This window comes from Thiobacter subterraneus (assembly GCF_055379455.1).
Genome location: NZ_AP042402.1, coordinates 1,227,242 through 1,249,591, shown reverse-complemented (window position 1 = coordinate 1,249,591; position 22,350 = coordinate 1,227,242). Strand labels below are relative to the sequence as shown.

General features: G+C 66.8%; 26 protein-coding genes. 13 read left to right on the top strand and 13 right to left on the bottom strand.

Annotated elements, in window-relative coordinates:
* Window positions 1-43: 43 nt before the first annotated feature.
* The 5 genes from ACZ42P_RS06250 to ACZ42P_RS06230 all read right to left on the bottom strand — a co-directional run bounded on the left by ACZ42P_RS06250 (window position 44) and on the right by ACZ42P_RS06230 (window position 3,536).
* Window positions 44-802, bottom strand: coding sequence for a GNAT family N-acetyltransferase (locus ACZ42P_RS06250; RefSeq protein WP_464899220.1), 759 nt, complete (start codon window positions 800-802; stop codon window positions 44-46).
* Window positions 803-882: 80 nt separating this feature from the next.
* Window positions 883-1,488 carry a DNA-3-methyladenine glycosylase I gene (locus ACZ42P_RS06245; RefSeq protein WP_464899219.1) on the bottom strand — a complete coding sequence of 202 codons (606 nt, stop codon included), beginning with the start codon at window positions 1,486-1,488 and terminating at the stop codon, window positions 883-885.
* A complete protein-coding gene (locus ACZ42P_RS06240) occupies window positions 1,460-2,032 on the bottom strand; it encodes a TIGR00645 family protein (protein WP_464899218.1) in 573 nt (190 codons plus the stop codon). The genes ACZ42P_RS06245 and ACZ42P_RS06240 overlap by 29 nt, the downstream gene beginning before the upstream one ends.
* Window positions 2,033-2,112: 80 nt before the next feature.
* Window positions 2,113-2,571 carry an outer membrane lipoprotein gene (locus ACZ42P_RS06235; RefSeq protein ID WP_464899217.1) on the bottom strand — a complete coding sequence of 153 codons (459 nt, stop codon included), beginning with the start codon at window positions 2,569-2,571 and terminating at the stop codon, window positions 2,113-2,115.
* Window positions 2,572-2,597: 26 nt separating this feature from the next.
* Window positions 2,598-3,536 (bottom strand): carbohydrate kinase family protein, encoded by a 939-nt coding sequence (locus ACZ42P_RS06230; protein ID WP_464899216.1) that lies wholly within the window; start codon window positions 3,534-3,536, stop codon window positions 2,598-2,600.
* Window positions 3,537-3,649: 113 nt separating this feature from the next.
* On the opposite strand from ACZ42P_RS06230, the gene ACZ42P_RS06225 reads away from it, so the two are divergent.
* Window positions 3,650-4,480 (top strand): zinc dependent phospholipase C family protein, encoded by an 831-nt coding sequence (locus ACZ42P_RS06225; protein ID WP_464899215.1) that lies wholly within the window; start codon window positions 3,650-3,652, stop codon window positions 4,478-4,480.
* Here the strand turns inward: ACZ42P_RS06225 and ACZ42P_RS06220 are convergent.
* The 3 genes from ACZ42P_RS06220 to ACZ42P_RS06210 are packed head-to-tail and all read right to left on the bottom strand — an operon-like array spanning window position 4,425 to window position 7,389.
* Window positions 4,425-5,654 (bottom strand): glycosyltransferase, encoded by a 1,230-nt coding sequence (locus ACZ42P_RS06220; RefSeq protein ID WP_464899214.1) that lies wholly within the window; start codon window positions 5,652-5,654, stop codon window positions 4,425-4,427. The two genes, ACZ42P_RS06225 and ACZ42P_RS06220, sit on opposite strands and share 56 nt — an antisense overlap.
* Before the next feature lie 6 nt (window positions 5,655-5,660).
* On the bottom strand, window positions 5,661-6,194 hold the full coding sequence (locus tag ACZ42P_RS06215; RefSeq protein ID WP_464899213.1) for a phosphatase PAP2 family protein: 534 nt from the start codon (window positions 6,192-6,194) through the stop codon (window positions 5,661-5,663).
* The gene (locus ACZ42P_RS06210; RefSeq protein ID WP_464899212.1) at window positions 6,148-7,389 is read right to left on the bottom strand and encodes a glycosyltransferase family 4 protein; all 1,242 of its coding nucleotides are present in this window, start codon (window positions 7,387-7,389) and stop codon (window positions 6,148-6,150) included. Before ACZ42P_RS06210 ends, ACZ42P_RS06215 begins: the two co-directional genes overlap by 47 nt.
* 164 nt (window positions 7,390-7,553) lie before the next feature.
* Between ACZ42P_RS06210 and ACZ42P_RS06205 the strand changes: the two genes are divergently transcribed.
* From ACZ42P_RS06205 to ACZ42P_RS06185, 5 genes are all read left to right on the top strand, one after another.
* Entirely contained in the window at window positions 7,554-7,985 is a 432-nt protein-coding gene (locus tag ACZ42P_RS06205) for an Hsp20/alpha crystallin family protein (protein WP_464899211.1), read from the top strand.
* 110 nt (window positions 7,986-8,095) lie between these two features.
* On the top strand, window positions 8,096-8,983 hold the full coding sequence (gene argB / locus ACZ42P_RS06200) for an acetylglutamate kinase (RefSeq protein WP_464899210.1): 888 nt from the start codon (window positions 8,096-8,098) through the stop codon (window positions 8,981-8,983).
* Window positions 8,983-9,624, top strand: coding sequence for a pyrimidine 5'-nucleotidase (locus ACZ42P_RS06195; RefSeq protein WP_464899209.1), 642 nt, complete (start codon window positions 8,983-8,985; stop codon window positions 9,622-9,624). Before argB ends, ACZ42P_RS06195 begins: the two co-directional genes overlap by 1 nt.
* A gap of 21 nt (window positions 9,625-9,645) precedes the next feature.
* Complete coding sequence (slmA, locus tag ACZ42P_RS06190) at window positions 9,646-10,227, top strand: nucleoid occlusion factor SlmA (RefSeq protein WP_464899208.1); 582 nt, start codon at window positions 9,646-9,648, stop codon at window positions 10,225-10,227.
* A 97-nt stretch (window positions 10,228-10,324) separates the two neighbouring features.
* Window positions 10,325-10,456 carry a hypothetical protein gene (locus tag ACZ42P_RS06185; protein ID WP_464899207.1) on the top strand — a complete coding sequence of 44 codons (132 nt, stop codon included), beginning with the start codon at window positions 10,325-10,327 and terminating at the stop codon, window positions 10,454-10,456.
* Between the two features lie 3 nt (window positions 10,457-10,459).
* Here the strand turns inward: ACZ42P_RS06185 and ACZ42P_RS06180 are convergent, their stop codons facing one another.
* The 5 genes from ACZ42P_RS06180 to gpmI form a co-directional block, all read right to left on the bottom strand.
* Window positions 10,460-11,209: a HesA/MoeB/ThiF family protein gene (locus ACZ42P_RS06180; RefSeq protein WP_464899206.1), complete on the bottom strand. Its 750-nt coding sequence runs from the start codon at window positions 11,207-11,209 to the stop codon at window positions 10,460-10,462.
* 10 nt (window positions 11,210-11,219) lie between these two features.
* A complete protein-coding gene (locus tag ACZ42P_RS06175) occupies window positions 11,220-11,615 on the bottom strand; it encodes a hypothetical protein (protein ID WP_464899205.1) in 396 nt (131 codons plus the stop codon).
* 68 nt (window positions 11,616-11,683) lie between these two features.
* Window positions 11,684-13,075: a S41 family peptidase gene (locus ACZ42P_RS06170; protein WP_464899204.1), complete on the bottom strand. Its 1,392-nt coding sequence runs from the start codon at window positions 13,073-13,075 to the stop codon at window positions 11,684-11,686.
* 46 nt (window positions 13,076-13,121) lie between these two features.
* On the bottom strand, window positions 13,122-14,321 hold the full coding sequence (locus ACZ42P_RS06165; protein WP_464899203.1) for a murein hydrolase activator EnvC family protein: 1,200 nt from the start codon (window positions 14,319-14,321) through the stop codon (window positions 13,122-13,124).
* Window positions 14,318-15,865, bottom strand: coding sequence for a 2,3-bisphosphoglycerate-independent phosphoglycerate mutase (gpmI, locus tag ACZ42P_RS06160; protein ID WP_464899202.1), 1,548 nt, complete (start codon window positions 15,863-15,865; stop codon window positions 14,318-14,320). Before gpmI ends, ACZ42P_RS06165 begins: the two co-directional genes overlap by 4 nt.
* Window positions 15,866-16,012: 147 nt before the next feature.
* Between gpmI and ACZ42P_RS06155 the strand changes: the two genes are divergently transcribed.
* The 7 genes from ACZ42P_RS06155 (at window position 16,013) to secB (ending at window position 22,350) form a co-directional block, all read left to right on the top strand.
* Complete coding sequence (locus ACZ42P_RS06155) at window positions 16,013-16,348, top strand: ArsR/SmtB family transcription factor (RefSeq protein ID WP_464899201.1); 336 nt, start codon at window positions 16,013-16,015, stop codon at window positions 16,346-16,348.
* Between the two features lie 219 nt (window positions 16,349-16,567).
* Complete coding sequence (locus ACZ42P_RS06150) at window positions 16,568-17,608, top strand: efflux RND transporter periplasmic adaptor subunit (protein ID WP_464899200.1); 1,041 nt, start codon at window positions 16,568-16,570, stop codon at window positions 17,606-17,608.
* A 52-nt stretch (window positions 17,609-17,660) separates the two neighbouring features.
* Window positions 17,661-20,888 carry an efflux RND transporter permease subunit gene (locus tag ACZ42P_RS06145; protein ID WP_464899199.1) on the top strand — a complete coding sequence of 1,076 codons (3,228 nt, stop codon included), beginning with the start codon at window positions 17,661-17,663 and terminating at the stop codon, window positions 20,886-20,888.
* The gene (locus tag ACZ42P_RS06140; RefSeq protein WP_464899198.1) at window positions 20,885-21,103 is read left to right on the top strand and encodes a YgaP family membrane protein; all 219 of its coding nucleotides are present in this window, start codon (window positions 20,885-20,887) and stop codon (window positions 21,101-21,103) included. Before ACZ42P_RS06145 ends, ACZ42P_RS06140 begins: the two co-directional genes overlap by 4 nt.
* A 40-nt stretch (window positions 21,104-21,143) precedes the next feature.
* On the top strand, window positions 21,144-21,548 hold the full coding sequence (locus ACZ42P_RS06135; protein WP_464899197.1) for a rhodanese-like domain-containing protein: 405 nt from the start codon (window positions 21,144-21,146) through the stop codon (window positions 21,546-21,548).
* Between the two features lies 1 nt (window position 21,549).
* Window positions 21,550-21,807 (top strand): glutaredoxin 3, encoded by a 258-nt coding sequence (gene grxC / locus ACZ42P_RS06130; protein WP_464899196.1) that lies wholly within the window; start codon window positions 21,550-21,552, stop codon window positions 21,805-21,807.
* Between the two features lie 78 nt (window positions 21,808-21,885).
* Window positions 21,886-22,350: a protein-export chaperone SecB gene (gene secB / locus ACZ42P_RS06125; protein ID WP_464899195.1), complete on the top strand. Its 465-nt coding sequence runs from the start codon at window positions 21,886-21,888 to the stop codon at window positions 22,348-22,350.

Genomic DNA, 22,350 nt, shown 5'->3' with positions numbered 1-22,350 from the left:
CGATGCTACCGTCCCGGTCGGGACGGCGCAAAGCGGCAGGCTCTCAGCCCTGGGGCAGGAAGTGGCGGGAATAGCGCGGGTTCATGAGGGCCCGCGGCAGGATCAGCATCAGGTCGCCGGTGTTGAAGTCCGGATCCCAGGCCGGTTCGCCGCAGACATAACAGCCGAGACGGATATAACCCTTGAGCAGGGGCGGCAGGGGCACGTTCAGGGTGTTGTCCAGGGATTCCAGGGGCAGACGGTTCCTGGGGAACACGCGCCACTCCACCGGGCTCATGTGTTCCATGCCAATGCGCCGGAACAGGCTGGCCGCCACGTGACCGCCGTCGGCCATGCCGATGCTGGCGCAGCCGATCAGGTAGTCGAAGCCGTGCTGTTCGATGAAGCGCGCGAGCCCCGCCCACAGCAGGGTGATCACGCTGCCGTTGCGATAGTCCGGATGCACCGCGGCGCGGCCCACTTCCACGGTGCGGTCGAACAGGTGGGTGAGCCGGGTGAGGTCGAACTCCGTCTGGGAATAGAAGCAGCCGGCATCGCGCGCGCCCCGGGGCGTGAGCAGGCGGTAAGTGCCCACGACTTCCAGGGTCCGGCTGTCGCGTACCAGCAGGTGTTCGCAGAAGGGATCGAACAGGTCCCGGTCCAGCCCGGACGCGGGATTGGGCAGACGCGCGCCCATTTCCTCGGCAAACACCCGGTAGCGCAGACGCTGCGCCTCGCGCACCTCTTCCTCGGACCGGGCCAGGGAAACCGTGAGGGGAGCCGGCTGGCTCCGCCGTTCCAACACCGCCGGTTCGTTCAACATGCCACACCTCGTTCCGAATTTGCGACGGGGTGCAGGCTAAAAAGCGGCGGTGACGTTGGCGTGAAACCGGGATGAAGCTTTTATGAAGGGGCCAGGGCCGCCACCTGGGCATGGCGCGGGCAGCTCACCAGATGGTCGTTCACCAGACCCACTGCCTGCATGTAGGCGTAGCAGATAGTGGGGCCCACGAAGCGGAAACCCTGTTGCCTGAGCGCCCGGGCGAGCCGCTGCGAGAGGGGCGTTTCGGCCGGAATGTCTGCCAGGCGGCGAAACCGGTTCTGCACCGGCCGGCCGTCCACGAAGGACCAGAGAAAGGGGGCAAAGCCTCCCGCGCGCGCCTTGAGTTCGAGAAAGGCCCGGGCATTGTGCACCGCGGCCTCGAGCTTGGCGCGGTTGCGCACGATGCGGGGATTGGCGAGCAGGCGTTCGATGTCGGCGGCGGTGAAGCGTGCCAGGCGCTGCGGGTCGAAGCCCGCCAGGGCCTCGCGCAGCGCGGCGCGTTTCCTCAGGATGGTGAGCCAGGACAGTCCCGCCTGCTGGCCTTCCAGGATCAGCATCTCGAACAGGTGGGCGTCGTCGAAGGACGGCACGCCCCATTCCCTGTCGTGGTAGGCGACGTAGAGCGGGTCCGTCCCGCACCAGCCGCAGCGCACGGCCTCAGTGCTTGCCGCGGTGCTTGATTTCATGGGCCCCTTCGGCGATGCGGTCCATCAGTGCGAACAGCACCCCCGAGATGACCAGGATCACATGGATGCCCACCTTCCAGGCGATGGCGGTGTCGGCGTTGGTCCAGACCCACTCGGCGTTGGGATGGGTGTCCGCCTCGATGAGGGCCATGATGTTGACGAAGGTTTTCAAAAGCTCGATGGCGGAGATGGCCACGATGGAGGCGATCACTTTCACCTTGAGGCCGGAGAAGTCCACCTTGCCCATCCAGTCCGGCCGGTCCTCATGCCCCGCGGTGTCGATCTTGGACACGAAGTTTTCGTAGCCGCTGAAAATGATGATGAGCAGCAGATTGGCCACCAGCGACATGTCCACCAGGGTGAGCACCGCCAGGATGAGATCCCCCTCGCTCATTTCGAATACGTGGGGCAGCACGTGCAGGAACTCCTGGGCGAACTTGACCAGGATGAGACCGATGCCCACCACCAGCCCAAGATAGAACGGGGCCAAAAGCCAGCGGGCGTTGAAGATCAGAACTTCCAGCAGGTGTTCGATGGTTCGCATTGCATTCCCTTTTGAGCCAACGAAACGGCAGGCAAACGAAACGGCGCCCCGCAGGGCGCCGTCCCGCCTGGCGGTCGCCTTCAGTGGGTGACGCGGGTGACGCCGCCGCCGGTGATCACGCGCACGCGGTCGCCGGGCCGGAACTGTTCATCCGCGGCCTGGGTGACGGCGATCAGCCGACCGTTGTCCAGTTTCACCGTGATTTCCAGGCCCTTGGTGCGGGTCACGCCTTCCTCGATGGCCGCACCCGCCACCCCGCCGGCCACGGCACCGACGATGGCCCCCACGGTGCTGCCCTTGCCGCCGCCGATGTTGCTGCCGGCGATGCCGCCCACGGCGGCGCCGGCGGCCGGCCCGACCACGGACTTGGTGCCCTCGATCATCACCTCGCGCACGCTCTCCACGCGGCCCATCTGCACTTCCTGCGCCTGGCGGGCCTGGTCGCGGGTGTAGGCGCCGCCGGACATGCTCGCCGGACAGCCGGCGAGCAGGAACGTCGCGGCGGCGACGGTGGTGATGGCAAGCAAGCGTTTCATCATGTCCTCCGGATGTTGCACAAAGATGATCAAGCGGGCCATGCCAGGCCCAGTTCCCTCTGGGTCCAGTCAGAGAGTGCGGCGGGGTCCAGGCTATGGTTCTGGGCACCGCGGCTGGCGATCTTGAGCGCCCCCATATAGGCCGCGAGCCGGCCGGTTTGTTCCCACGACCAGCCGCGCACGATGCCGTAGAGCAGGCCGGCGCGGTAGGCATCGCCGCAGCCGGTCGGATCCACCACGGCGCGGGGCGGCACACAGGGGATTTCCAGGCGTTCGCCATCGGCGAAGATGAGGGAGCCCTTGGCCCCCAGGGTGACGACGAGGGCCTTCACCCGCTCGGCCAGGGCCGCCAGCGGCAGGCCCGTGCGTTCCTGCATCAGCTCCGCCTCATAGTCGTTGAGGGTGACGTAGTCGGCCAGCTCCACGAAACGCAGCAGCTCCGGGCCGTCGAACAGGGGCATGGCCTGGCCCGGATCGAAGATGAAGGGAATGCCCGCCGCGTGGAAGTCCCGGGCATGGCGCAGCATGCCCTCCCGCCCGTCCGGCGCGACGATGCCGAGCCGGATGTCGCGCGCCTCGCGCACGCTGTTTTCGTGGGAATGGTTCATCGCCCCGGGGTGAAAGGCGGTGATCTGGTTGTCGTCGAGATCGGTGGTGATGAAGGCCTGGGCCGTGTAGGTGCCCGGAATGAGCCGCACGTGGGTGGTCTCCAGTCCCAGGGCTTCCAGGCGCTCCCGGTAGGGACCGAAGTCCTCACCCACCGCCGCCATGATCACCGGCTCACCGCCCAGGAGTTTCAGGTTATAGGCGATGTTGCCGGCACAGCCGCCGAACTCGCGGCGCATGTCCGGCACCAGGAAGGAGACGTTCAGGATGTGGATCTTGTCCGGCAGGATGTGGTTCCGGAACCGGTCGCGGAACACCATGATGTGGTCATAGGCGAGGGAGCCGCAGATCAGGGTGCGCATCGTGTCTCGGGCGTGGCTGGGTGTGGCAGGGGGCAAGTGTAGCGCATTCCCTGTCACGGAAAAATCACGGCTTTTTCATCGTTCCTTCGCCGGGGGCGCCGACACTGCGCGCCATGAATCGGCCTGCCTGGATCTGGTGGTTGCTGCCGCTGGCCCTCTACAGTGGGCAGGCGCTGGCGTGGGGGCTCGCCACCCATCTCTACTTTGCCCAGCTCCTGGTATGGGCCGTGCCCCTGGCCGATCCCCGCCTGCGGCGCGCCGTGCGGCGCCTGCCGCGTCTGCTGCTCGCGGGCGCCTGTCTGCCCGACCTCGCCCTGGTGGCACAACGCACGGTACCCGCGTTTGCTCACAGCCACGACTGGACGTTCGCCCGGCGTCTGCTGGAACACGCCAGAGACGACGAAGAAAGGGCACTGGCCGTGGGATACGCCAGTCACCTGTTCGTGGACGTGGTGGCGCACAACCATTTCGTCCCCGCCCACGAGGCGATGTGGCTCAAGCTGCCCGTGCTCACCCACGCCGTGTCGGAGTGGGTGATGGATGCCCATCTCGGGCGCCAGCTGTTCGCCCACCCCCATGCCGTGCTGCGGGACGGAGCCGGACCGGCCGCCGCTTTCGTGGCGCGACACTTCGGCTGTCCCGCGGCCGAGGCGGCGCGGGGCGTGGCGCGTCTGTCCCGGGCCACCCGGCTGCTTTACGGCAGCCACCTGCACCGGGCGCTGGGTGCAGGCGCGCGCCTGCTGGACCGCCAGGTGGCGCGCCGCTGCGACCACTATGTGGCGGAGACCAGCGCACGCCTGCCGGAGATCAACCGCCTGCTGGGGGGCGAGGTTCCCAACTGGCGCGCCGACCTGCCCTGTCCGGCGCGCACGGCGTATTTGGCCGGGCTCAGCTGCGAGATTCTGCGCGGGCCGTTGCCGTTGCCGACGAGTCTGTTCGGCTGAGGCCGGCGACTGCTTTGGCCTCCAGGGTCTCGGCATAGAAACCGATGAGCCGCGCCGTCATCTCCTGGGCGCTCCAGGTCTGCGCATAGGCCCGGGCGCGCGCGGCCAGTTCCCGGCGGGCCGCGGGATCCCTGAGCAACCGTTCCACCCGGTCGGCGAAATCCGTTACGTCATCCCGGGCGATGAGGGCGCCCTCGCCCTCGCGCAGGACTTCGGCCGTGCCCATCACCGCCAGCCCCACCACCGGCACGCCCAGCGCCATGGCTTCCAGCAGGACCAGTCCCTGGGTCTCGGTGCGCGAGGCGAACACGAACACGTCGGCCGCGCGGTAGCAGTCCAGAAGCGCCGTCTTGCGGTCCAGGTAGCCCACGAAACGCACCTGGGCCGCCACCCCCAGGGTTTCGGCCTGACGCCGCAGATGTTCCTGGGCGGGGCCCTCTCCCGCGATCACCAGCAGGGCCTCCGGCAGGCGCTGCCGCAGCCGCGCCAGGACTTCCAGCAGAAAGCCGATGTTTTTCTCGTGGGCCACCCGACCCACGTAGAGCAGCACGGGCCGGTGGGGCGGAATGTCGAGCCACGCCCGGAAGCGTGCGCCGTCGCCCCCGGCGAAATCCTCCAGATCCAGACCCGTGGGGATGACCGCGGTACGTGTGGTCACACCATACTCCGCGAGACGTTCCCCCATGGCCCGGGAGGGCACCACCAGCCCGTCCACCCGGGCGCACTGGATGCGCGTAAAGGCGCGCGTCAGTCCACGCATCAGCCCGCGGGGTGCCAGGGGCACGTAATGGAACAGGTATTCCTCGAACAGGGTGTGGTAGGTTTCCACCACCGGTACACCCAGGCGGCGCGCATAGGCCAGCCCCGCGTAATGGGCGAGGAAGGGCGTGTGCACGTGCACGAGGTCGAAGCCCCGCCGGGCGAGTTCTGGTGCGAGATCCATCAGCGCCCGCCAGGACATCATGCGGTCCTCCGGGTCACGCCACACGCTGCGGGAGCGGACCCGGTAGAGAGGGCCGGGGCCGTCGCCGGCAACGTGACACGCACCATAGTCCGGCGCCACCAGGGTCACTTCATGGCCGGCCCGGGCGAGTTCCCGGCGCAGGATCATGATGGCCGTGGACACGCCGTTGATGCGCGGGAAATAGACATCGGAGACCATCAGGATGCGCATGGCGCCTCACAGGGCAAAGGAGAACGTGGCGACGCCATAGCCGATGGCGGCACCCGCCAGCACGTCCGTGGGATAGTGCAGGCCGAGCACCACGCGGGACAGGGCCACCAGCAGCGTGAAGGGCACCAGCAGGGGCGCGAGGGCCGGGAAATAGGCCAGGGCCACCAGTGTGAAGGCCACTGCATGCAGGGTATGGCCGGAGGGGAAGCTGAACTGGTCCAGGGGATCGGTGCCGCGCTCCACCGTCGGATGCAGGTCGCAGGGTCGCGGGCGACCGGTGAGCTGCTTGAGCAGCTTGTAGATGAGCAACCCTGCCAGCCCGACCGCGACCATGTGCAGCACCGGCCGCAGCGCTTGTTCCCCGTGCAGGAACAGCAGGACGCCCATGAGCGTGTACCAGAACACGCCATCACCCAGACGGCTCACCAGTCCGAACAGGCGCCGTACCGGACGACGCCGGGCGGCGCGGTTGAGACACACGCACAGGCGGGCGTCAAAGTCGGCCAGCCGCGCGAGAACCGAGGGAGTAGGGAGCTGCATGATGCCTCCTTTGCCGTGGGTCGAGCACCTGGTAAACCAATGTCTCGAAGCGGTCGTGGATGAGGGCCCAGTCGAAGGCGGTGGCACGGCGGCGCGCCGCCAAACCGAGGGCGCGCACCTGGCCCGGATCGGTGAGGGTGGCCGCCGCCGCGCAGAAATCTTCCGTGGAGGCGAAGGGTGCGAGCAGACCATTCTCCCCATGCTGGATGAGTTCGTGGGCGGCGGCATAGTCGAAGGCCACCACCGCCAGGCCGCTGGCCATGGCCTCCAGGGTGACGTTGCCGAAGGTCTCGGTGAGACTGGGAAACAGAAAGATGTCGCCCGAGGCGTAGTGGGCGGCGAGATCCTCGCCCGTGCGCGGCCCGGCGAACACGGCCTGGGGATGGGTGCGTGCAAGGGTTTCCCGCAGCGGGCCGTCTCCCACCAGCACCAGGCGTGCGTCGGGACGGCGGGCGCGCAGGGCACCATAGGCGGCAAACAGCAGGCCGAGATTCTTCTCCGGGGCAAGACGCCCCACGTAGAGCACCACCGGAGTGTCCGGGCCGGCGTGCCAGCTGGCGCGCAGCGCAGCGCTGCGTCGCGTCGGCGTGAACAGGCTGGTGTCCACGCCCCGCGCCAGCACCTCCAGCCGCTTAAAGCCCAGCGCGGCCAGCCCGGTCTGCATGGCAGCGGTGGGTACCAGCGTGAGATCGGTGCGGTTGTGGAAGGCGCGCAGATAGGCCGCGATGGGGGTTGCCAGCCATCCCAGCCCGTAATGCCGGCTGTAGGCGTGGAAGTTGGTGTGAAAGCTGGAAGTGACCGGCAGTCCCAGCGCCCGGGCGGCGCTCAGGGCCGACCATCCCAGGAGACCCTCCGTCACGATGTGCACCAAGTCAGGCCGCCGCGCGCGCCACAGGCGTCTGAGGCGGGCGCCCGAAGGCAGACCCATGCGCAGGCCGTCATAGCGTGGAATGGGCAGCCCGGGGGTGAGCACTTCCTCCAGCATGGAGGCGGTGCCCGCCTGGTCCGCCGGGCCCTGCCGCGGGCGCACCAGCTGGACACGGTGGCCGCGCTGACACAATGCCTGCGCGAGCCGGCCGATGGTCATGGCCACGCCATTGATTTCCGGCGGATAGGTTTCGGTGACCAGCGTCAGATGGAGGGACCGCGCGCCGGGCGGCGCCAGGGGGGCATCGCGGGAAACAGGACCGTCCATGGCCTGCCATGGTGCGCCTGCCGTGCGACAGTCCGGTGACGGGACCATGACCGGCCCGTGACGGGGACGCGTCCTACCCTTGAAATTCGTCGAATCTCGCCCATATTGACAGCAGCCGGCCCAAACAGGGTGCCGGAAACCGTTCACCAAAAAGGAGAGTTCCCATGGCCAACATTACCCGTTACGATCCGTTCAACCTGGACAGCGTGTTCGATGATTTCTTCAAGGGCTTCCTGGTGCGGCCCATGACGCTGGAGGGCGTGCCCAAGGCGCCCGAGATCAAGATGGATGTCACCGAAAACGACAAGGGCTACACCGTCAAGGCGGAGATTCCCGGTGTGAAGAAGGAGGACATCCACGTTTCCATCGACGGCAACACCGTCTCCATCAGCGCGGAAGTCAAGAAGGAATCCGAGGAGAAGGAAGGCGAGAAGGTGCTGCGTTCCGAGCGTTACTACGGACGGGTGGCGCGTTCCTTCAGCCTGGGGTCCGACATCGACGAGGCCAACGCCACGGCCAAGTACACGGACGGGGTGCTGGAGCTGGTGCTGCCCAAGAAGGCGGCGAGCACCGCGAAGCGGCTGACCATCAGCTGACCCGGCATCTCCCGGGATGAGGGCGGTCCGGCGCAAGCCGGGCCGCCCTTTTTCATGGGCGCCGCCCACTGTAGAATGGCGCCCGCATCCCATCCGACCTGAGGCAACCCATGTCCGCCACGCCTTCCGCCGCGGCCGCCAAGGCCGAACTGCTGTCCGAGGCCCTGCCCTTCATCCAGAGCTTCTTCGACAAGACCATCGTCATCAAATACGGCGGCAACGCCATGACGGAGGAGCGGCTCAAGGAGAGCTTCGCCCGCGACGTGGTGCTGCTCAAGCTGGTGGGCATGAACCCGGTCATCGTGCACGGCGGCGGGCCGCAGATCGGCGAGATGCTCAAGCGCATCGGCAAGCAGAGCGAGTTCATCCAGGGCATGCGCGTGACCGATGCGGAAACCATGGACGTGGTGGAGATGGTGCTGGGCGGGCTGGTGAACAAGAGCATCGTCACCCTCATCAACCGCCATGGCGGCAAGGCCGTGGGGCTCACCGGCAAGGACGGCTGGATGATCCGCGCCCGGCGCATGCGCCTGCCCAGTCAGGAGAAGGCCGGCGAGTTCGTGGACATCGGTCAGGTGGGGGAAGTGGCTGCCATCGACCCGGCCCTGGTGGCCCTGCTCGACAGCCAGGATTTCATTCCCGTCATCGCGCCCATCGGCGTGGGCGAGGACGGCGCCGCCTACAACATCAATGCCGACCTGGTGGCAGGCAAGCTGGCGGAAACCCTCCGCGCCGAGAAGCTGATCCTCATGACCAACACACCGGGCGTGCTGGACAAGGAAGGCAGGCTGCTCACCGAACTGGATGCGGAACAGGTGCACGCCCTGATCGCGGACGGCACCATTTCCGGCGGCATGCTGCCCAAGGTGAACTGCGCGCTGGAGGCCGTGCGCAACGGCGTCAAGGCCAGTCACATCATCGACGGCCGCGTGGAGCACGCCCTGCTGCTGGAGATCCTCACCAGCGAGGGTGTGGGCACCCTGATCAAGCGCTCCTGATGGGCGCGGCGCCGGTCTGGGTGTTCGACCTGGACAACACCCTGCACGACGCCAGTCCCCACATCTTTCCCCACATCAACCGCGCCATGACCCGGTATCTCATGGAGCATCTCGGCCTGGACGAGGCCGGGGCCAACGCCCTGCGCCAGCATTACTGGCAGCGCTACGGGGCGACGCTTCTGGGGCTCGTGCGCCATCACGGCACCGATCCGCACCATTTCCTGTGGCACACCCACCAGTTCCCGGAACTGCACGCCATGCTGGTATTCCAGCGCGGCCTGCGCCACATGCTGCGTCGCCTGCCGGGGCGCAAGGTGGTGTTTTCCAATTCACCGGCCCATTATTCCCGCGCCGTGCTGCGTGCGCTGGGCATTCTCGATGTGTTCGACGCCGTGTTCAGCATCGAGCACACCCGCCTCAATCCCAAGCCCCGGCTGCGGGGATTCCTGCACGTGCTGCGCGCCCTGCGCGTGGCGCCTGCCCGCTGCATCATGGTGGAGGACAGTCTGGACAACCTGCGCACCGCGCGGCAGCTGGGCATGAAGACCGTGTGGGTGACGCGCAGCCGCCAGACCCCGCCCTTCGTGGATGCCAGCGTGCGTTCGGTGTTGCAACTGCCGCGCCTGCTCAATAAGCTATAGCGCGCACTCAGGGGAGGGGCCATGCCTGCCAAACCAGGCCAGAGAAAGGAACAGATCCTGCAGACGCTGGCGGAAATGCTGCAAAATCCCCAGCCGGAAAAAATCACCACCGCCGCGCTCGCGGCGCGCCTCGATCTCTCGGAAGCGGCCCTCTACCGCCACTTCGCCAGCAAGGCTCAGATGTTCGAGGGCCTGATCGAGTTCATCGAGTCCACCCTGTTCGGGCTGATCAACAAGATCCTCGCCGAGGAGCAGCGGGGCGTGGCCCAGCTGGATGCCATCCTCACCCTGTGTCTGGGCTTCGCCCTGAAGAACCCGGGCATGTCGCGGGTGCTCATCGGCGATGCCCTGGTGCACGAAAACGAGCGCCTGCAGGCCCGTATCAACCAGCTGGTGGACCGCATCGAAGCCACCCTGCGCCAGTGCCTGCGGGTGGCCGCCACCCAGGGTGAGATCCATGGTGACCTGGACGCCGGCGCGGTGGCCAATCTGCTCATCGCCTTCATCATCGGCCGCTGGCACCAGTTTGCCAAGAGCGGCTTCAGACGCTCCCCCCTCGACCAGCTGGACAGCCAGAAGCGTTTCCTCCTGGCCGGCCTCTGACCGTACCCCGTTACGGTCGGCGTGGGCGGCGGGGGCTCAAGGGTGCTCCAACAGGGTCGCTATTTCCTCCGTCGGAACCGTTCGAGGAGGAAGCGCCATGGGTGCCAAAGCCGTTGCCATCAAGCCTGCCACCTGGCTGTCCGTGCTGCTCGTGGGGATCGTCATCGTCTGGGCCGGGCTGGGCGAGGCCCGGGCCGCCCAGCCGGCGGCACTGGTGGCCGCCCGCTGACCGTCAGCGCCCGCCACACACTGGACAGGCCGGATCGCGCGGCACACGGATGCTGCGCCAGCTCATGTCCAGGGCGTTGAGGAGTAGCAGGCGGCCGCTCAGGGGGGTGCCGATGCCGGCCAGCAGCTTGAGGGCTTCCGCCGCCTGGATGGTGCCGATGATGCCCACCAGGGGCGCGAACACGCCATTCTCCGCGCAGCGCATCTCGTCCGGCTGCCCGCCTTCCGGGAACAGGCAGTGGTAGCAGGGCGCGTCGCTGCGGCGCACGTCGAATACCGCCACCTGACCGTCGAAGCGCACGGCCGCGCCTGAAACCAGGGGTTTCGCCGCAGCCACACAGGCGCGGTTCACCGCGTGACGGGTGGCGAAATTGTCGCTGGCATCCACCACCACCTGGGCCCGGGCCACCAGCCCTTGGAGATCCGCCCCATTCACGCGCCGGCTCACGGCTTCCACTTCGACTTCCGGATTGATGCGGCGGGCGCTGGCCGCCGCCGATGCCGCCTTGTTGCGGCCGATGGCTGCGCTGTCGTGGGCGATCTGGCGCTGCAGATTGGTGAGGTCCACGGCATCGCCGTCACACACCGTGAGGCGTCCCACGCCGGCGGCGGCCAGGTACAGCACCACGGGGGAACCTAGGCCGCCGGCGCCGATCACCAGGGCATGGGCGTCGAGCAGGCGGCTCTGGCCTTCGATGCCCAGCTCGTCCAGCAGGATATGGCGGCTGTAGCGCAGCAGCTGCTCGTCGTTCATGGCAGGCGCGTCAACGGTAGCTGCGCCATTCCTCGGGCGTGTCGTCCCGGTCGCCGTGGGGGTGGTTCTGCCAGACTTCGGCGAAGATTTCCTTGGACAGCCGGTCGCGCGGCGGGGGCGCGAGGTTTTCGCACTGGATGGCTTCGCAGTAATACACCAGGGCGCGCCGGATCTTGCTCAGGATACTGTTGTCCAGGTGGAAACCCTCGGCGCTGAGGGCCCGTTCCACTTTCTCCAGGGTGTAGTTGGGCAGCCGGTAGCGCACCAGCAGGGTGCGCGAGTCGACCTTTTCCAGGACGACGAGGTGGGGCAGGCCGTCCAGCAGCCTGGCCGCCTCCTCCGCCTGCCCCGGCGGGATCTGGGAAAATACCAGCTGGCGGGTCTTGAAGATGTCGCCTGCCTGCATGAGGGAATCTCCACGCATCGCTCGCCCAATCAAGCATAGCGTGGTGGAGGTCTTTTGCAAGCCGGGCGTCAGCGCCGCTGCAGGATCTGGATGCCCTTGAGCAGGTTGACCGCCTGATTGAGCTGGTAGTCGTTCTTGGGCGCGATGTCCCCCGCCTCGGATTTTTCCTCTTTGCCTTTCTCGGGCTTGGGCGGCTGGAGCTTGATGGGCGCCGCCTTGGGTTCCGGCTCCTTGTCGTTGGCGAGATGCCGCTCCAGATCCGCTTCACGCACGTTGAGCGCCTGCTTGTCGGTCTCGCTGATGGTGGCATCCTCCACCACGATGTCCGGGGTGATGCCCTTGGCCTGGATGGAGGTGCCGCTGGGCGTGTAGTAGCGCGCCGTGGTGAGCTTGATGGCGGTACCGTTGCCCAGGGGCAGGATGGTCTGCACCGAGCCCTTGCCGAAGCTTTGGGTGCCGAGGATGATGGCGCGCTTGTGGTCCTGCAGGGCGCCTGCCACGATTTCGGACGCGGAAGCCGAGCCGCCGTTGACCAGTACGATCATGGGCACGTTCTTGACCCAGCCTGGCAGGTTTTTCAGGTAGTCGTCCTGGTTGGGGCGCAGGTAGAACTCCCGGCTGGCCGTGAGGCGCATCTTGGCGTCCTCGGTGCGGCCGTCGGTATAGACCACCAGCACGTCCCTGGGCAGGAAGGCCGCGGACACCGCCACCGCGCTGTTGAGCAGGCCGCCCGGATTGTTGCGCAGATCCAGCACCAGGCCCTTGAGGGCTTCCTTGTTGTTCTGCTTGCCGAGGTTTTCCAGCGCCTTGACCAGATCCTCACCCGTGTGGTCCTGGAACTGGGTGATGCGCACCAGGCCATAGCCCGGTTCCATCAACTTCCACTTCACGCTCTTGATCTGGATCACCGCGCGCGTGAGGGTGACCACGATGGGCTTGGACTCACCCTTGCGCAGGATGGTGAGGGTGATGCGCGTGCCGGGCTTGCCGCGCATGCGTTTGACCGCGTCGTTGAGGGACATGCCCTTCACCGGCGTGTCGTCGAGCTTGATGATCAGATCGCCGGCCTTGATTCCGGCCTGGAACGCGGGGGTGTCCTCGATGGGGGAGATCACCTTGACGAAGCCGTCTTCCATGCCGACCTCGATACCCAGCCCGCCGAACTGCCCCTGGGTGGAGACCTGCAGATCCTTGAAGGCGTCGGCGTCCAGATAGGCGGAGTGGGGGTCGAGGCCCGAGAGCATGCCGTTGATGGCCGAGGTGATGAGTTTCTTGTCCTCGACCGGCTCCACGTAGTCGCTCTTGATCTTGCCGAACACCTCGGCGAAGGTGCGCAGCTCCTCCACCGGCAGCGGCCCGGGGGCATCCTTGTCGGCGATGGCCGAATAGTGCAGACCCACCGCCACCCCGATCAGGATGCCGAAGGCGATGAGAACCAGATGGTGCAGTTTGCCGCGCATGTTCAGTTGGACTCCCGGCTCGTGGTCATGATCCGTTCCGGCCCGGTCAGCGCCCCGCGGCCCATTGCAGGGGGTCCACGGGTGTGCCCCGGAAACGAACCTCGAAGTATAAACCGCTTTCTCCCTGGCCGCCGCTGTCCCCGACGGCGCTCACCACCTCGCCTGCCGCCACCGCTTCCCCCACCTGCTTGTAGAGGGACTGGTTGTGGCCGTACAGGCTCATGTAGCCGTCACCATGATCGAGGATGAGCAGGTTGCCGAAGCCGCGCAGCCAGTCCGCGAACACCACCCGGCCGGCGGCCAGGGCCCTGACCGGGCTGCCCTCCGGCGCGCGAATGAACAGCCCCTTCCAGCGCAGGCCGGTCTCGGCACGCGCCTCGCCGAAGCGGTTGGCGAGCTCTCCGCTCACCGGGAGCTTCAGGCGGCCCTTGAGCCGCGCGAACTCGCCGTCCCCGGTGGCGGGCGGCCCGCCCGGGGCGGCCCCCTTGTCGCCGCGTGGGGGGGCCGGCCGGGGGCGGGCGGCCATGGCGCGGGTGAGCTTCTCGATCAGGCGGGTCAGCCGCTTCTCGTCCTGCTGCAGGCGCTCCACCTGGCGCCGGCGCGCGCCGATTGCCTGGTCGAGGCGCGCCAGGGCGGCGCGGCGCCGGGCTGCCTCCCGTTCCAGCTCCAGGCGCTGGGCGCGCTGTTCCGCCTCCAGGCGGGCGAGGGTCTGGCTTTTCTCCCGGGTCTCGCGTTCCAGGGCCTCGGCTGCGGCGAGATCGGCCCGCAGCGCTGCGATGCGCTCGCTGCGGGCGCGGACGATGTGGTCCAGGTATTCCAGGTCACGGGCGATCTGATTGGGATCCTGCTGGTTGAACAGCAGGCGCAGGCCGTCCTGGCCGCCGCTTGTGTACTGTTCCACCAGGAGCCGGGCGAGCTGGTCACGTTGGGCTTCGATCCGTGCCGCAAGCTCCGCCGCCTGGCGCCGGCTGGCGGCTAGCTCGCGGTTGGCCTGGGCCAGCTCCTCGCCGAGGGCGTGCAGGCGACGGTTCAGCTCGCTGATGGCCCGCTCGGACTGGCGCAGTTCGTCCAGCACATCGGCCTTGCTGCCCTCGGCGTTTTCGATTTCCCGCTTGAGCTGGTCGATGCGGCTTTTCAGGGCCTTTAGCTCGCGCGTCCTGTCGGCGGGCGATTCCGCCCCGTGGGCCGAACCCAGCACGGCGGCGAGCAGCACAAAGGAGGCGCACAGACGCGCCACCTGCCTCATGCGTCCAGGAACTCGATCAGGGGATGCCCCGTCATCTCGGAGGGCTGGGGCAGGCCCATCATCCTGAGCAGGGTGGGCGCCACGTCCTCCAGGGCGCCGGTGTCGGCGAGGCGGGCGCGGCGGTGGCCGATGTAGATCAAGGGCACCAGGCTCATGGTGTGGGCGGTGTGGGCCTGGCGCGTGGTTTCGTCCAGCATGCGCTCGGCATTGCCATGGTCGGCGGTGATGAGCACCTCGCCGCCCCGCGCGAGCTGGGCTTCCACCACCCTGCCCAGGCAGGTGTCGATGGTCTCGATGGCCTTGATGGCGGCACCCAGGTTCCCGGTGTGGCCCACCATGTCCGCGTTGGCGTAGTTGCAGATGATGGCATCGTATTTGCCGCTCTGGATGGCGGCGACCAGCCGGTCGGTGACTTCCGGCGCGCTCATCTCCGGCTTCAGGTCATAGGTGGGCACGTCCGGCGAGGGCACCAGGATGCGGTCCTCGCCGGGATAGACCTTCTCTTCGCCGCCATTGAAGAAGAAGGTGACGTGGGCATATTTCTCGGTTTCGGCGATGCGCAGCTGCTTGAGCCCCAGGCTGGCAATGTACTCGCCGAAGCCGTTGCGCAGCTGTTCCGGCGGGAAGGCCACCGGCACGTCGAAATCGTCGCTGTAGCCGGTGAGGGTCACGATGGCGGCCAGACGTGGCCGGTATTCCCGCTCGAAGCCATCGAAGCCGTCCTCGACGAAGGTGCGGGTGAGCTGGCGCGCGCGGTCGGAGCGGAAGTTCATGAACACCACCACGTCGCCGTCCTCCATGCGCACCGGCTGGCTGCCTTCCGGGACGATGGCGGTGGCCTTCACGAATTCGTCGGTTTCGCCGCGGTCGTAGGCCATCTGCAGCCCTTCCAGGGCGCTGTGGGCCACGTATTCCGCCTTGCCTTGGGTGAGCAGGTCGTAGGCGGCCTTGATGCGCTGCCAGCGCCGGTCGCGGTCCATGGGATAGTAGCGGCCGATGAGGGAGGCGATGCGGCCGGTCCCGAGCTCGCGGATCTTCTGCTCCAGCTTCATGACCGAGGGCCCGGCACTCTTGGGCGGGGTGTCGCGGCCATCGGTGAACACGTGCAGGAAGACTTTGGCCAGCCCGCGCCGGGCAGCCAGTTCCAGCATGGCATGGATGTGCCGCTCGTGGCTGTGCACCCCGCCTTCCGAGAGCAGTCCCAGGATGTGCAGGGCACGGTCGCCGCGCTTGGCGGTCTCCACGGCGTTGACCAGGGCGGGATTGTCGAAGAAGTGGCCGGAATCGATGGCGCGGTTGATGCGGGTGAATTCCTGGTACACCACCCGCCCGGCGCCCAGGTTCAGATGGCCCACCTCGGAGTTGCCCATCTGGCCTGCGGGCAGACCCACCTCGGCTTCCGAGGCGTGGATCAGGGTGTGGGGGTGATGAATCCAGAAACGCTCCCAGTTGGGCTTTTTGGCCTGGAAAATGGCATTGTCGGCACCATTGGCGCGGCAGCCGAAACCATCGAGGATGACGAGGAGGACGGGGGTGACTTTCATGCGCAGAAGATGGGATTTTTCTGGATTGTCTGCCGAAAAGGTTGCATTATTTTAGTATATTTTGATAATGAGCGCACTGGCATGGTTCCCTGGGTTTCGGCGCGGGCGCCTGCGCCCGCTGCCATTTTCGACGTGGAGTGAGACGGCATGACGGCATCACCGCCCTTCAACCTGGAGCATGTGGAACTGATCGACAAGGACGAGCACATCGAGCAGGCCTCCCGCGCCATGAAGGCCATGTCCCACCCGCTGCGCCTGAAGATCCTGTGCGTGCTGGGGGACCGGGAAATCTCGGTGCAGGAGATCGTGGATGCGGTGGGCACGTCCCAGAGCAACATTTCCCAGCACCTGGCCATCCTGCGCGACAAGGGTGTGCTGCGCACGCGCAAGGACGCCAACCGGGTGTATTACCGGGTGGGGGACACGCGCACCCTCAAGCTCATCAGCATGATGCGCGACGTCTTTTGCGGTTTCGCGAAATGAAGCGATACGGGCCCGGCAACGGGCCCGTGCCGCTTGAACCGGGATCGTCCGTGGGGCCTGCGCATGCCTGTGGTTTGCATCGAGTCACCACGGATGCAGGCGGCCAGGGAGGCCTTGCGGCTGCGCGTGAGGCCGGCGTTTCGATGGGCGATCCGGCTTGAAGCCCACCCCTTTGACCAAATATTAGCACCTGCTAATATTTAAGCTTTTGGAGTGCCCATGCCCATGCGCCTCTCGACAGCCCTGTTTTTCCTGCTGTGCCTGCCCCTCGCCGCGCATGCCGCGCTGCCCTTCCCGGTGGGAAAGGTGGAGTTCCGTGAGGTGGACGAAACCTATGTCGCCGAGGGCATCGTGGAGGCGGTCAAGCAGTCCACCGTGGCCGCGCAGATCACCGGGCGCATCGTCGAGCTCAATTTCGACGTGGGCGACTACGTCAAGCAGGGCCAGGTGATCGCCCGCATCGATGAGAGCGTGGTGGGCGCGCAGGCGGCGGGCAGTGAGGCGCAGGTGGCGCAGGCGCGCGCCCTAATGGAGAACGCCCGGGCCAATTACGAGCGGGCGCGCCAGCTGTTCGAGCAGAAATTCATCAGCCAGGCGGCGCTGGACAAGGCCCTGGCGGACTACCGCGCGGCCCAGGCCCAGGCTTCGGCGGCCCTGGCCGGCGCGGGCGCGGCGGGGGCCACCCGGCGCTTCGCCACCCTGGTGGCCCCCTACAGCGGCGTCGTGTCGGCCCGTCACGTGGAGCTGGGCGAGATGGCGCTGCCGGGCAAGCCCATCATGACCGGTTTCGATCCCAAGGATCTGCGGGTGGAAGTCTCGGTGCCGGAATACAAGGTGCCGGCAGTGCGCGCGCTGTCACGCGCCACGGTGGAAATCCCGGCCATCCGCAAGTGGGTGAAGGCCACCCAAATCACCATCCTGCCGGCGGCCGACGTGCGCACCCACACCACGCGTGTGCGTCTGAACCTGCCGCCCGATTCCCGCGAGATCTATCCCGGCATGTTCGCGCGCGCCCATTTCGCGGTGGGCCGCGCCCGCAAGCTGCTGGTGCCGGCCCAGGCCGTGCTGCGCCGAAGCGAGCTGACCGCGGTCTATGTGGTGGACGACCGGGAGCGCCTCACCCTGCGCCAGATCCGCGTGGGCGAGCCGGCGGGCGAGGGCGAGGTGGAGGTGCTGGCCGGTCTCATGCCCGGCGAGAAGGTGGCGCTGGACCCGGTGCAGGCGGGCATTTATCTGAAATCCGCGGGCCGCAAGCCGTGACCGGCCCGCGTCGTTTCTCCCGGCCTCTCGCCAACCGCTGACGGCTTCGACCATGGGCATCTCCGGACGCATCGCCAAAACTTTCCTCACCTCCCAGCTGACGCCCCTCATCGCCCTGATGGCGGCGCTTTTGGGCCTGTTCGCCATCCTGGTCACGCCCCGCGAGGAGGAGCCCCAGATCAATGTGACCATGGCCAACGTGTTCATTCCCTTCCCGGGCGCGTCGGCCCGGGACGTGGAAAGCCTGGTGGCCACGCCGGCGGAACAGGTGCTGTCCCAGATTTCCGGCATCGACCACGTCTATTCCGTATCGCGGCCGGGCCTGGCCATCCTCACCGTGCAGTACAAGGTGGGCGAGGACCGCATCGCCGCCCTGGTGCGCCTCTACGACACCATCCAGGCCAACCGCGACTGGGTCTCTCCCAATCTGGGCGTGGGTGAACCCATCATCAAGCCGGTGGGCATCGACGATGTGCCCATCGTCAGCCTCACCCTGTGGACCGACGATCCCCAGCGTGCGGCCTTCGACCTGGCCAAGGTGGCCCATGCCACGGAAATCGAGCTCAAGCGCATTCCGGGCACGCGCGAGGTGAAGACCATCGGCGGTCCCGGGCACACCGTGCGCGTGATCATGGATGCGGAGCGCATGAACGCCCACCAGGTGTCCGCCCAGGACATCCGCGATGCGCTCAAGCTGAGCAATGCCTCCCAGCCCTCCGGCACGCTGATTTCCAACAACCAGGAAGTGCTGGTGCAGACCGGCACCTTCCTGTCCAGCGCGCGGGACGTGAAGAGCCTGGTGGTGGGCGTGCACGACGGCAAGCCGGTGTTCCTGGAGGACGTGGCCACCGTGGTGGATGGACCGGATCTGCCCAGCCGCTACGTGTGGCTGGGCACCGGCCCCGCGGCGGCGGACAAGGGCATCCGGGTCGCGGGCGAGTATCCCGCGGTGACCATCGCGGTGTCCAAGAAACCGGGCGAGAACGCGGTGGACATCGCCGACAAGGTGATCGCCCGCATGGAAAGTCTCAAGGGCACCGTGATCCCGGACGGCGTGCAGGTGACGGTGACCCGCAACTACGGCGTCACCGCCAACGACAAGTCCAAACAGCTCATCGGCAAGCTGCTGTTCGCCACGGCTTTCGTGGTCGCCCTGGTGTTCTTCGCACTGGGGCGGCGCGAGGCCTTGATCGTGGGTGTGGCCGTGCTGCTCACCCTGGCGACCACGCTGTTTGCCTCCTGGGCCTGGGGCTTCACCCTGAACCGGGTGTCCCTGTTCGCGCTCATCTTCTCCATCGGCATCCTGGTGGACGATGCCATCGTGGTGGTGGAAAACATCCACCGCCGGCGCCTGCTGGAGCCGGACAAGAGCTGGCTGGAGGTGATTCCGGAGGCGGTAGACGAGGTGGGCGGGCCCACCATCCTGGCCACGCTCACCGTGATCGCCGCCCTGCTGCCCATGGCCTTCGTCACCGGCCTCATGGGCCCCTACATGAGTCCCATCCCCATCAACGCCAGCATCGGCATGCTGATCTCCCTGGCGGTGGCGTTCGTGATCACGCCCTGGCTCACGCTCAAGGTGCTGGGGGGACACAAACCCGCCCACCATGGACCGAGCCCCCTGGAAACCCGCTTCTCCCGGTGGTTCGAGCAGAGGATCACGCCCTTCTTGAACGGCGCGGCGGGCGCGCCGCGGCGGCGCCGCCTGTTCATCGGCGTGGTGGTGGCGATCGTGCTCTCGGTGTCGCTGGCGGTGTTCAAGATCGTCATCCTCAAGATGCTGCCTTTCGACAACAAGTCGGAATTCCAGGTGGTGGTGGACATGCCGGTGGGCACGCCCGTGGAGCAGACGGCGCGCGTGCTGCACGAGCTGGGCGCCTATCTTGCCACCGTGCCGGAGGTGACCGACTACCAGGCCTACGCCGGGACGGCGTCGCCCATCAACTTCAATGGTCTGGTGCGCCAGTACTATCTGCGCGCCGGTCCCGAGGTGGGGGACATCCAGGTCAACCTGCAGGACAAACACAAGCGCAGCCGCAAGTCCCACGAGATTGCCACCAGCGTGCATGCGGAGATCCAGAAGATCGCCGCCCGGCATGGCGCCAACGTGAAGATCGTGGAAGTGCCGCCGGGCCCGCCGGTGCTCTCGCCCATCGTGGCGGAAGTCTATGGCCCGGACTACAACGGGCAGATGGCGGTGGCCAAGCGCGTGCGCGCCGCCTTCGAGAAGACGCCGGATATCACCAGCATCGACGACAGCGTGGACGAGGATGCGCCCAAGCTGGTGCTGCGCGTGCTGCAGAGCAAGGCCGCGCTCAAGGGGGTGGCCCAGGAAGACGTGGTTACGGTGATGAAGATGGGACTGGCGGGCGAGGATGTGACGCCCATCCACACCGGCGATTCCAAGTTCGAGATCCCGGTGCGGGTAACCCTGGCCCCCGAACGCCAGCACAGCCTGGACGAGCTCTTAAAACTGAGCGTGCGCGCCCGCGATGGCACGCTGGTGCCCCTGTCGGAACTGGTGGAGGTCGTGCCCACCGAGCGGGAGAAGGTGATCTACCACAAGGATCTGCTGCCCGTGGTGTACGTGGTGGGCGACATGATCGGCGGCACGGACAGCCCCCTCTACGGCCTGTTTGCCATCAAGTCTGCGCTGACCGGGCTCAAGCTGCCGGAGGGGGGCGAGCTCGCGCATTATTTCATCCGGCAGCCGCCTGACCCCTATGCCGGGTTCGCCGTGAAATGGGATGGCGAGTGGCAGGTGACCTACGAGACCTTCCGCGACATGGGCATCGCCTATGCGGTGGGCCTGGTGCTGATCTATCTGCTGGTGGTGGCCCAGTTTGGCTCCTACTTGGTGCCCCTCATCATCATGGCACCCATTCCCCTCACCATCATCGGCGTCATGCCCGGGCACGCCCTGCTGGGCGCCCAGTTCACCGCCACGTCCATGATCGGCATGATCGCGCTCGCCGGCATCATCGTGCGCAATTCCATCCTGCTGGTGGACTTCGTCAACATGCACGTGGCCCAGGGCATGGACCTGCAGAAGGCGGTGATCCTGTCGGGCACGACGCGGGCCAAACCCATCATCCTCACCGGGCTTGCCGCCATGCTGGGCGCCTTCTTCATCCTGGACGACCCCATCTTCAACGGCCTGGCCATCGCCCTCATCTTCGGGGTGTTCGTGTCCACGCTGCTGACGCTGGTGGTCATCCCGGTGCTCTATTACGTGTTGCTGTATCGGAAATCCCCCATCAACCAAGGAGAAGTGAAATGACGGTCAATCGCTGGGTTCGTGTCATTGCCGGTTTCTTCATCATGCTGTCCCTGGCCCTCGCCCACTTCAGCGGGCAGGTGGACATGACGAAGCTGAGCTGGCTGTGGTTCACCGCCTTCGTGGGCCTGAACCTGTTCCAGAGTGGTTTCACCAAGTTTTGCCCCATGGACAACATCCTGAAGGCGCTGGGCGTCAAAGAGGGCGAGTGCGCGTAAGGGACACGGGGGCGCATGGCCCCCGTGATGGGAGAAAACCGTGGAATTCGTTCGTCAGAATTTCCTGCTCATCGCGGTGGCGGTGGTGAGCGGGTTGATGCTCATCTGGCCCCTGTTGCGTGGAGGGCGCGGTCGGCAGGTGGAGCCCCAGGAGGCGGTGCTCAAGATGAACCATGAGGACGCGCTGGTGCTGGACGTGCGTGAACCTGCCGAGTTCAGCCAGGGTCACATTCCGCGCGCACGCCACATTCCCCTGGGGGAACTGGCGCGCCGGCTGAACGAGCTGGACAAGTTCAGGGACAGGCCCATCATCGTTGCCTGCCGCAGTGGTCACCGTTCCGCAGGGGCGTGCGGCATCCTGGCCCGGAATGGCTTTCAGAACGTGTATAACCTCGCGGGCGGCATGATCGCCTGGGAGGCTGCCAACCTGCCCGTGGAGAAATGAAATGGCCAAAGTCGTCATGTACTGCACCGCCGTCTGCCCCTACTGCAACATGGCGGAGAAACTGCTCAACCGCAAAGGCGTGACCCAGATCGAAAAGATCCGCGTCGACCTCGACCCGGCCCGGCGCGAGGAAATGATGGCCCGCACCGGCCGCCGCACCGTGCCCCAGATCTACATCGACGATTATCACGTGGGGGGGTTCGACGACCTGTCGGCGCTGGACCAGGAAGGCAAGCTCGACCCCCTGCTGGCGCGCTGAGCGGCCCGGCGCGGGCGCGTGTAAAATGCCGGCTCGCCCGGCGCCAAAGCCTCCGGGCGCAACCATCAGGGAGTATCCATGAGCGAGCCACAACAACCCGTCTTCACCATCGAAAAGATCTATGTGAAGGATCTCTCGGTGGAAGTCCCCAACGCGCCGGCAATTTTCCTGGAGCGCGAGGCGCCCGGGATCGATGTGCAGATGAACACCCAGGGTGGGCCGATTGCCGAGGACGTCTACCAGGTGCTGCTCACCGTCACGGTCTCGGCCAGGGTGGGGGAACGCACCATGTTCCTGGTGGAGGCAACCCAGGGCGGCATTTTCCGCATTGCCGGCGTGCCGCAGGAGCAGGTGGAGCTGGTGCTGGGCATTACCTGTCCCAATCTGCTGTTCCCCTACGTGCGCGAAACCATTTCCGACGCGGTGGGCCGCGCGGGCTTCATGCCGCTCTACCTCAACCCGGTGAATTTCGAGGCGATCTACGCCCAGCGCATGCAGGCGGCCCAGGCAGCGGCCGCCCAGGCCGGGGGCGCGCCCAACTGA